Raw genomic sequence first — 8,252 nt, forward strand, 5'->3', positions numbered from 1 at the left:
CAACGGGAGGGGACGGGCCGGAGGGGCAGGGGTGTGGGACGTAAAGCGAAGCAGTCCCACACCCCTGCCCCGGAGGCCCGTCACCGCACCCCACAGCCCCGCGCAGCGGACCCCGCCCGCCGCAGGCGACGGCGACGAACCACCACGGCGGGACAGCCGACAACGTGGGCCGAGGCAAAGCGCAGCGGAGAGCGCACCGCGAAGCGGGCGACGAACGACGAGCAACACCCACGGCGGGAAAGCCAAAAACGCGGGAAGTCAGATGCCACCCGTGTGGACTTGGAACGCCGCGCGCCGTACCGCCTTCGCGAGGGCGGGGTCCGGGTGGGCGGCGGCCAGTGCCACCAGTACCTGGACCGTGCGGGGGTGGCCGACGGCGCGGACCTCCTCCAGGAGGCGTGGGACCGAGCCCTGGACCGCGGAGTCGAGGTGGCGCACCAGCAGTTGGGTCTCGCCGTGGTCGGCGACGGCCGCCGCGGTGTCCACCCAGAGCCAGGTCGACTCCTCGCGGGTGAGCACGTCGGGCGCGTTCTCCGGGTCGCCGCCCTCGTGCTCGACCAGCCACAACAGGGCGTACGGCCGCAAGGCCGGCTCGTCGGCCGCGGCCCGTACGGCGGCCTCGGCCGGGGCGCCGACCGCCCGCAGGGCTTCGAAGGCCAGGCCGCGCAGCAGCGCGTCCTCGCCGCGGGCCACGGTGAGCAGTTCCTCGACGGCCGAGCCGACCGAGCGCGCGGCGAGCCAGGCGCGGTATTCGGTGCGGGCCGGTCCGGGAGTGAGCCGGGCGCAGCCACGCAGCATCGCCTCCGCGGACTGTTCGATATGGCCGGCGGGGCTCTGCGCGGCGACGCAGATCTGTTCCAGCTTGACCCACACCGACCAGTTGCCGAGCGGTGTCAGCTGCGCCTCGGACGCCTCGTGCACGGCCTCGTGGATGCCGTCCGGCGTACCGCCCGGCGGGACCAGCGCCCCGACGATCCGCAGCGCGTCCAGCGCCCAGGCCAGCAGTGCGGCCAGCGACGCCCCCGCGGCGTCGTCGGCGTCTGCGGCGTCCTGGGGGCCGTCCTGGGCGGACTCCTGGCCGTAGGGGACCTCACAGCGCTCGGTGCGCAGCTCGGCGACGCGCTGGCCGAGCATGTCGAGCAGCGCCGACAGCGGGACCGGCCCGGCCGACAGGTGCAGCAGGGACAGCAACTGCGGCAGCGCCTCGACGACTTCGGCGACCATCGCGGGGCCGGCGCCGGCCGGGGCGGGGCGGGCCAGCGACCAGGCGTCGAAGAGCGCGACCCAGCCGCGCAGCACCGCGGTGTCGTCGCGGTCCCAGGCGCGCAGCCGCCAGCCGGGGCGGGCCAGGCCGTCGTGGAGCTCGACGAGCCCGGCGAGCCGGGCCCGGTCCCAGTCGACCCGGACCTGCTGCGGTGTCAGGCGCAGGGCCTCGGCGGCCCGTTCCACCGCCGCTTCGGGCAGTGCGCCGTCCGGGCCGGCGCGCAGGCTGCCGCCGCTGCCGCCGCCGCTGTCGGCCCACCGGGCGAGGCGGGCCGCGCCGGCCAGCACGGCGCGGGCCTGCCGGGCCAGCTCCGCGGGCGGCGGAGTGCCCTCGGGCGGCCGGGGTGCCGGGCGCTTGGTCCTGGTTGTCACCGCTCGGCGGGCGGCCCCAACCGGTTGACGGGGGACGAGTCGGAGCCGGGAGTCGCGCGGGGTACGGGACGTCACAGGAGCAGTGTTGCCGCTGACGGCCCGAAAGCCCAATCGGAACCCGGTGTGCGGCCTTTTGGGGCCGGCGCATTTCACCGTCCCATCCCTGATGGGCGGAGTTGTCCCGCCGTATGCCCGGGGTTCATGGGGGCGGCGTCGGGGGAGGCGGCGGACGGCGCCGGGAGCCGGTGCGGCGGGAGACCGGCAGCGGTGCTACATGAGAGGGGTGAGGAAGCGGCGCAGGGCCTCTTCGTAGCCCGACGGGTCCGCGTTCCACATCGCGGCGTGCGGGGCGTGCGGAACCGGCTGAAGAGTGATCAGGTCGGCGCGGCGGGCGGCGAAGGAACGGGAGGCAGTCCAGGGGGCGATCCGGTCGTCGGGGCCGTGGAAGAGCAGGGTGGGGACGTCCAGCTCCTCCGGGTCGACGGCGTCGGTGGGGTGGCCCAGCGGAACCCCCGTGGAGCCCTCGGCGGCGCGCACCACCAGCGGCAGCAGGGCGCGCGGGACCCGCCGGGCGGCCGCCAGCGCGCGGATGGTGGCGTTGCGGTCCAGGACCGGGGAGTCCAGGACGAGACCGCTGATCCGGTCGCGCAGCGCGGAGCGGGTGGCGGCACGCAGCGCCATGGTCGCGCCGGTGGACCAGCCGAGGAGGACGACGGACTGGGCGCCGTAGCGGAGGGCGTAGCGGATCGCCGCGTCCAGATCGCGCCATTCGGTGTCGCCGAGGTGGTGGATGCCGTCGGCGGTGCGCGGGGCACCGAGGTCGTTGCGGTAGGCCAGGTCGAGGACGGGCAGCCGGTGGCGGTGCAGGAACGGCATGGCCACCATGGGGTGCTCCCGGGTGGTGCCCAGGCCGTGTGCGGTGATGACCCAGGTGTCGCGGACGCCGGGCACGAACCATGCCGGGAGGGAGCCGAGTTCACCGGGGACGTCGACGTCGGCGTAGTCGAGGCCGAGGGCGTCACGGGGGTTGCCGATGTGCACCTGCGGGGTGAGCCGCATCCGTTTGCCCGGCCGGAGGGTGCCGTGGGTGACCCGCTCCAGGCGGCGGACGACGGCGTCGGCGGGGTGCGGGATGCCGTGGACGACGGAGCCGACCACGGCGTGGCAGCCGTTGCCGGTGAGCCCGTAGGTGCCGGGCCGCATGGCCACCAGGCTGCGGGTGAGGGCGATGCGCTCCGCGGTGGCGGAGTGCACGGTGAGCCGGGAGTCGCCCGGGAACGGCTGATCGGGCGAGGGTTTCAGGGCAGTGTCGCTGGCGTACCGGCCGACCGCCACGGCGGCCGCCCCGGCACCTATCACGGTGATGGCGGCCGCGGCCGCCGCAGTACCCAGGCGCACCTCACCAGTGTGCGCAGCGCCGCCGGGTGCGGCCACCTGGCGGAGTCGGGCGGGTGAGTGGCCGGGCGGCGGCCTCCGGGCGGGGTCAGTCCCGGCTGCGGCCCCGCTGGCCGTAGCCGCGCAGCCGGGCCGCGGCCGCGTCGAGCTGCTCGGACGACAGCAGGCTCGGGGTGTGGCCCGGCACGGACTGCGCGGTGAGCCACACGCGGCACATCCACTCCAGCTGGGCGGTGCGGTCCAGGGCCTGGTCCAGGCTGTCGCCGTAGGTCATGGTGCCGTGGTTCTGCAGCAGGCAGCCGGTGCGGTCGCGGAGCGCGTCGAGCATGTGGGCGGCGAGCTCGTCGCTGCCGTAGAGGGCGTAGGGGGCGACTCGGACGGGGCCGCCGAGCGCCGCGGTCATGTAGTGCACGGGCGGGAGTTCGGGCACGAGGGTGGACACGGCGGTGGCGTACGGGGCGTGGGTGTGGACGACGGCGGCGGCCGTGGTGCTGCGGTAGACCGCCAGGTGCATGGGGAGTTCGCTGGTCGGCCGGAGCGTGCCGATGATCTGGGTTCCTGCCAGGTCGACCGCGGTGAGGTCACCCGGCCCGAGCCGGTCGTAGGGGACGCCGCTGGGGGTGACCAGGACCAGGTCCCTCAGGCGGCAGGAGACATTGCCCGAGGTGCCGACCACCAGGCCGTCGGCGACGGTCCTGCGGGCGGTCGTGACCAGGTCGCTCCAGGCTGCGGCGAGGTGGTCGGGGTGGTCCTTCATGGGTCCTCCGGCGCGGTGCGGCCAATACGGATGCGGATGCGGTGCGGTGCGCGACACCGTACGAAAAGGCCGGGCGCCGTACGTCGCGGCCCGCCGAACCGGTGCTGTTCTCCAGGGAGATGCGGGTTCTTCAGGAATACCCCTACGGCTGCCGTCGACCGGCCGGAATCGGACCCCTGTGCGCCGGGGTCCTGGCAGCATCGGGGGGCCGCGCCTGCACACCGTCCGCCGGGACGCACCGCGGCCGCCATCGGGCGGCCGTGACCTGCGGAACGGTGCGCAGACACAGCATCCGCAGATCGCCAACGGGTGAGGCGGAAGTGACAGCTGGGGTGCCTCCGCGTGAACAGTGCGGTGGCGTCACCGCCCGGCCCGTCCCAGTTCACTTTCCGTTCACCCACTCTCCGTACGGTCCCAGCGACACTGACCTTCGAACTGATTGCCTGGGTGAATGGAACACATCACGCTTCTCATCGGGATCGTGATCGTCACGGCCTTGGTGTTCGACTTTACGAACGGCTTCCACGACACGGCCAACGCAATGGCCACCACCATTTCCACCGGGGCATTGCGACCCAAGACCGCGGTGGCGATGTCGGCAGTGCTCAACCTCGTCGGTGCGTTTCTGTCCGTGGAGGTGGCCAAGACCATCTCCGGCGGGATCATCGATGAAGGTGCCGGCATCAGACCAGAAGTGATCTTCGCCGGCCTGGTCGGCGCGATCGTCTGGAACCTGCTGACCTGGCTCGCGGGTCTCCCCTCCAGCTCCTCCCACGCTCTCTTCGGCGGTCTGATCGGCGCGACCCTGGTGTCCGTCGGCACCCACGGCGTGCACGGCGAGGCCGTGGTGATGAAGGTCCTGATCCCGGCGGTGGCCGCCCCGTTCGTCGCCGGCCTGGCCGCGATGGCGGCGACCCGGCTCACCTACCGACTGACCCGCAACCGCGACGAAACGGACACCGCCAAGGGCTACCGCGCGGGGCAGATCGCCTCCGCGGCCCTGGTCTCGCTCGCCCACGGCACGAATGACGCCCAGAAGACGATGGGTGTGATCACGCTCGCGCTGATCACCGGCGGGGTCGTCGCCCCGCACGCCGACCCGCCGCTGTGGGTCATCGCCTCGGCCGGTCTGGCCATCGCGCTCGGTACGTACCTGGGCGGCTGGCGGATCATCCGCACGATGGGCAAGGGCATCACCGACATCCAGCCGCCGCAGGGCTTCGCCGCCCAGACCGGCGCCGCGGCCACCATCCTGGCCTCCTCCCACCTCGGCTTCGCGCTCTCCACCACCCAGGTCTGCTCCGGTGCCGTGATGGGCTCGGGCCTGGGCCGCAAGGGCGGCGTGGTGCGCTGGTCCACGGCCGGCCGGATGGTCGCCGCCTGGGGCCTGACGCTGCCGGCCGCCGGTGCGGTCGCGGCGGGCGCCGCGTTCCTCGCCGACCAGGGCGACTGGGGCGTGGCGGCGGTGGCGGTCCTCGGACTGGGCATCTGCGGCGCGATCTGGGCCGCCTCCCGGCGCAAGCCGATCGACCACACCAATGTCAACGAGGGCCCGGCCGCGGAGCCGGCGGGCGTGGTGACCGCCGCGCTGCGCAGCGTCTCCCCGCCGCCGGCAGGCCAGCCGGCGCCGGCTTCGGACGCACCGGAAACCACCGGGGTGCCCGCCCAGCCGACCGCCCCCGACGCCGAGGTGCCCGCCCAGCCGGCCGGCCCCGACGCCACCCCGACACCCGCCCCGCGCGCCAAGGCCGCGACGGTCTCCCGCTAGCTGTCATCACCCAAAGGAACTTCATGACCATCGACTGGACAGCTCTCGGCCAGGTCTTCGGCGTCACCCTCGTGGTGACGGTCGGGATCGTGGGCCTGTTCACCGTCGGCATCGTCGGGGCGTCCCGCAAGCCGGCCCAGGAGGGCGCGGCGGTCGCGGTCGCCGCTCCGGGTGCCGGTGCGCGGACCGGTGCGGTGGCCGCCTTCGCCCTGTGCGCGGTGGCCGTGGCCTACGGCATCTACCTGATCGTCGCCGCCTGACGCAGCCGGAAACGGCGGCGCACCCAGCGGCCACGGACGCGGCGAGGCGTCCGGCGGGGCACGGCATCAGCCGTCGTCCGCCGGGCGCCTTTGCTATGGGGTGCCCCGGCCGCCGAGCGCGTCATCGGCCTGCCGGGCCAGCCGGTCGGCGATGGCCGTGCCGCCACTGCCGTCGAGATAGGCGGCCACGCCGAGCTGGAGGACCTTGCTGAACGTCTGGTGGTGGGCGCTGCGCGGGCGCGGGGCGGCCGCCATCAGCGCCTCGTGCAGGGTGCGCGGGTCGGGCCGCGGCTCCGGCCCGCCCGTGGCGCCGTGCTCGGCGTGCTCCGCGTCGACGGGCGGCAGCGGGCAGCGCGGCGCCTTCGCCCCCTCGCGGTACGCCGAGTCGCGGGTGGCCGCGAACCCCCGCTCCAGCAGGCAGCGTTCGCTGCCCGGGTCGGTCAGCGCCCCGATCAGGGCCCGTGCCCCGGACGGCCGCTTGCTGCCGGCGGAGATCGCCAGATTCCGTCCGCCGAGCACCGACAGCCGCCGGCCGTCGGCGGGACGGGCCGGCAGCTGGGCGACGTCGAAGGTGGTGCCGGCGGTGAGCTTTTCGGCGACCGAGGCGTACTCGACCGGCCAGTTGCGCATGAACACCGCACGCCCGTCGGCGAACCAGCGGCGGCTCTCGGTCTCGTCCATCGTGACGGCCTCGTGCGGCATGAGCGTGCCGAGCCGGTCCTTGAGGTCCGCGATGCCCAGCTGGAGCGCGCCGACCTGCTCGCCCTTGGCGAAGCCGGTGGCGTACGGGTCGCCGCCGTTGGCCCAGGCGGACTCCAGGGTGTTGACGGTGAGCCCATCGTAGGGCCGCAGCTGGGCGACCATGCCGTACATCCTGGGCCGTTTCTGCCCGTGATCCTGATACGGATCTCGTGACGGTCAGCGCGCCGCGGCATCCCCCGGCCCCCTTCCGGCGGCCCCATCGCCGCCGCGCTCCCGATAGTGACGTGCCATCAGGGGCCCGGGCAACCGTCTGTGATCCGGCCGCCACGCTGTGGCGTGCACCACAGCCCATGCCACGAGGCGGCGTCGCAGGTCAAGGGTGAGTTGACGGGCATTCGCGGGGCGTGGTGGACTGCCCGGGCCATTCGGCGACAGCTGAGGAAGTCCGGTGCGAATCCGGCGCGGTCCCGCCACTGTCACCGGGGAGGGTTCCTCCAACGAAGGCCACGGTCCATCGCGCGGACGCCGGACGGCGTACGCGCAGGGGCTGGAAGGCCGGAGGACTCGCCGATCCGGGGAGCCAGGAGACTCATGTCGCCGACACGTCGAGCCAGGGCGCGGACCCTGAGTGAGGACATACCGCCATGCCCGGCCGCCCTTCGAGAGCTCCACTGCCCGCCGCCGCGCGGCCTCTTCGAGACGTAGGGCGTGCACACGCCCCGGCGGCGGTCTGACCCGATGCGCGGCGAACACGCGGGATATGCGTGCGGCGCGGCTCTCGGCTTCCTCGGCGACCTGATCGCGGCGGATCCCCGGCGCGGCCATCCGGTGGCCGCCTTCGGCAGGGCCGCGGCCACCGTCGAGCGCCGGCTGTGGCGCGACCACCGCGGATACGGGGCGGCCCATGCCGTGCTGTGTGCGGGCGGTGCCGCGGCCGGTGCCGCGCTGCTGGTGCGTGCCGTACGGGGCGCCGCGCCGTCGCCGTCCCCGCTGCGCGGCGCCGCCGGGGTCGCGTTGACCGCGGCGACGGTGTGGGCCGTGCTGGGCGGCACCTCGCTCGGCCGGGAGGCCCGGGCCGTCGGCGGTGCGTTGGCGGCGGGTGACCTGGAGGTCGCACGGGAGCGGCTGCCGCATCTGTGCGGACGCGATCCGCAGGCGCTGGACGGGCCGCAGATGGCCCGTGCGGTGGTGGAGTCGGTCGCCGAGAACACCTCGGACGCGGTGGTGGGCGCCCTGGTGTGGGGTGCGCTGGGCGGAGTGCCCGGGTTGGTGGCGTTCCGGGCGGTGAACACCCTCGACGCGATGGTCGGGCACAAGTCCCCGCGCTACCGCCGTTTCGGCTGGGCCGCGGCCCGGCTCGACGATCTCGCCGGCTGGCCCGGCTCCCGGCTGACCGCCGCACTCACCGTCCTCGCGGGCCCCGGCCGGCGCGCCGCGCTGCGGGCCTGGCGGGCGGACGGCGGCGCACACCCGAGTCCCAACGCGGGCCCCGTGGAGGCGTCGTTCGCGGGGGCGCTGGGCGTACGGCTGGGCGGCACGCTGGCGTACGGCGGGCGGGTGGAACACCGTCCGGTGCTCAACGGCGGGGCGCGGCCGGTCGCGGTGGCCGACATCGAGCGGGCCGTGCGGCTCTCGCGCCGGGTGAGCGTGCTCGCGCTGGCGGCGACGGTGACGGCGCGGGCGGCGGTCGGTGCGGTGGGGGCAGCGGTCGGCGCGGGGCGGGCAGCGGAAGCTC

General features: G+C 74.9%; 7 protein-coding genes and 1 riboswitch. Of the genes, 3 read left to right on the plus strand and 4 right to left on the minus strand.

Going from position 1 to position 8,252, the window contains the following annotated elements; translation table 11 throughout:
• Positions 1-258: 258 nt before the first annotated feature.
• The 3 genes from EST92_RS29625 to EST92_RS29635 form a co-directional block, all read right to left on the minus strand.
• Positions 259-1,710 (minus strand): hypothetical protein, encoded by a 1,452-nt coding sequence (locus tag EST92_RS29625; protein WP_129283776.1) that lies wholly within the window; start codon positions 1,708-1,710, stop codon positions 259-261.
• 195 nt (positions 1,711-1,905) lie between these two features.
• Positions 1,906-3,033, minus strand: a complete 1,128-nt coding sequence (locus tag EST92_RS29630) for an alpha/beta fold hydrolase (protein ID WP_129283777.1) — start codon at positions 3,031-3,033, stop codon at positions 1,906-1,908.
• Between the two features lie 85 nt (positions 3,034-3,118).
• Positions 3,119-3,787: a class II aldolase/adducin family protein gene (locus EST92_RS29635; protein ID WP_129283778.1), complete on the minus strand. Its 669-nt coding sequence runs from the start codon at positions 3,785-3,787 to the stop codon at positions 3,119-3,121.
• A gap of 451 nt (positions 3,788-4,238) precedes the next feature.
• Here EST92_RS29635 and EST92_RS29640 point away from each other — a divergent pair, with 451 nt between their 5' ends.
• Positions 4,239-5,555: an inorganic phosphate transporter gene (locus tag EST92_RS29640; protein ID WP_129283779.1), complete on the plus strand. Its 1,317-nt coding sequence runs from the start codon at positions 4,239-4,241 to the stop codon at positions 5,553-5,555.
• Between the two features lie 23 nt (positions 5,556-5,578).
• Positions 5,579-5,815, plus strand: a complete 237-nt coding sequence (locus tag EST92_RS29645; protein WP_129250507.1) for a hypothetical protein — start codon at positions 5,579-5,581, stop codon at positions 5,813-5,815.
• 93 nt (positions 5,816-5,908) lie between these two features.
• Here EST92_RS29645 and EST92_RS29650 read toward each other — a convergent pair whose 3' ends face one another.
• Positions 5,909-6,679, minus strand: coding sequence for an extracellular solute-binding protein (locus EST92_RS29650; protein WP_254069133.1), 771 nt, complete (start codon positions 6,677-6,679; stop codon positions 5,909-5,911).
• Between the two features lie 274 nt (positions 6,680-6,953).
• Positions 6,954-7,108: riboswitch (cobalamin riboswitch) on the plus strand.
• A gap of 147 nt (positions 7,109-7,255) precedes the next feature.
• On the opposite strand from EST92_RS29650, the gene EST92_RS29655 reads away from it, so the two are divergent.
• Positions 7,256-8,252: cobalamin biosynthesis protein (locus EST92_RS29655; RefSeq protein WP_129283780.1), on the plus strand; the 997-nt coding region annotated here is incomplete at its 3' end.

This window comes from Streptomyces sp. TM32, from assembly GCF_004122755.1.
GTDB classification, from domain to species: Bacteria; Actinomycetota; Actinomycetes; order Streptomycetales; family Streptomycetaceae; genus Streptomyces; species Streptomyces sioyaensis.

What these genes read in the sequence shown, in the direction of transcription:
- EST92_RS29635 (WP_129283778.1), bottom strand. Translation starts at nt 3,787, where the DNA reads ATGAAGGACCACCCCGACCACCTCGCCGCAGCCTGGAGCGACCTGGTC.
- EST92_RS29640 (WP_129283779.1), top strand. Translation starts at nt 4,239, where the DNA reads ATGGAACACATCACGCTTCTCATCGGGATCGTGATCGTCACGGCCTTG.
- EST92_RS29645 (WP_129250507.1), top strand. Translation starts at nt 5,579, where the DNA reads ATGACCATCGACTGGACAGCTCTCGGCCAGGTCTTCGGCGTCACCCTC.
- EST92_RS29650 (WP_254069133.1), bottom strand. Translation starts at nt 6,679, where the DNA reads ATGGTCGCCCAGCTGCGGCCCTACGATGGGCTCACCGTCAACACCCTG.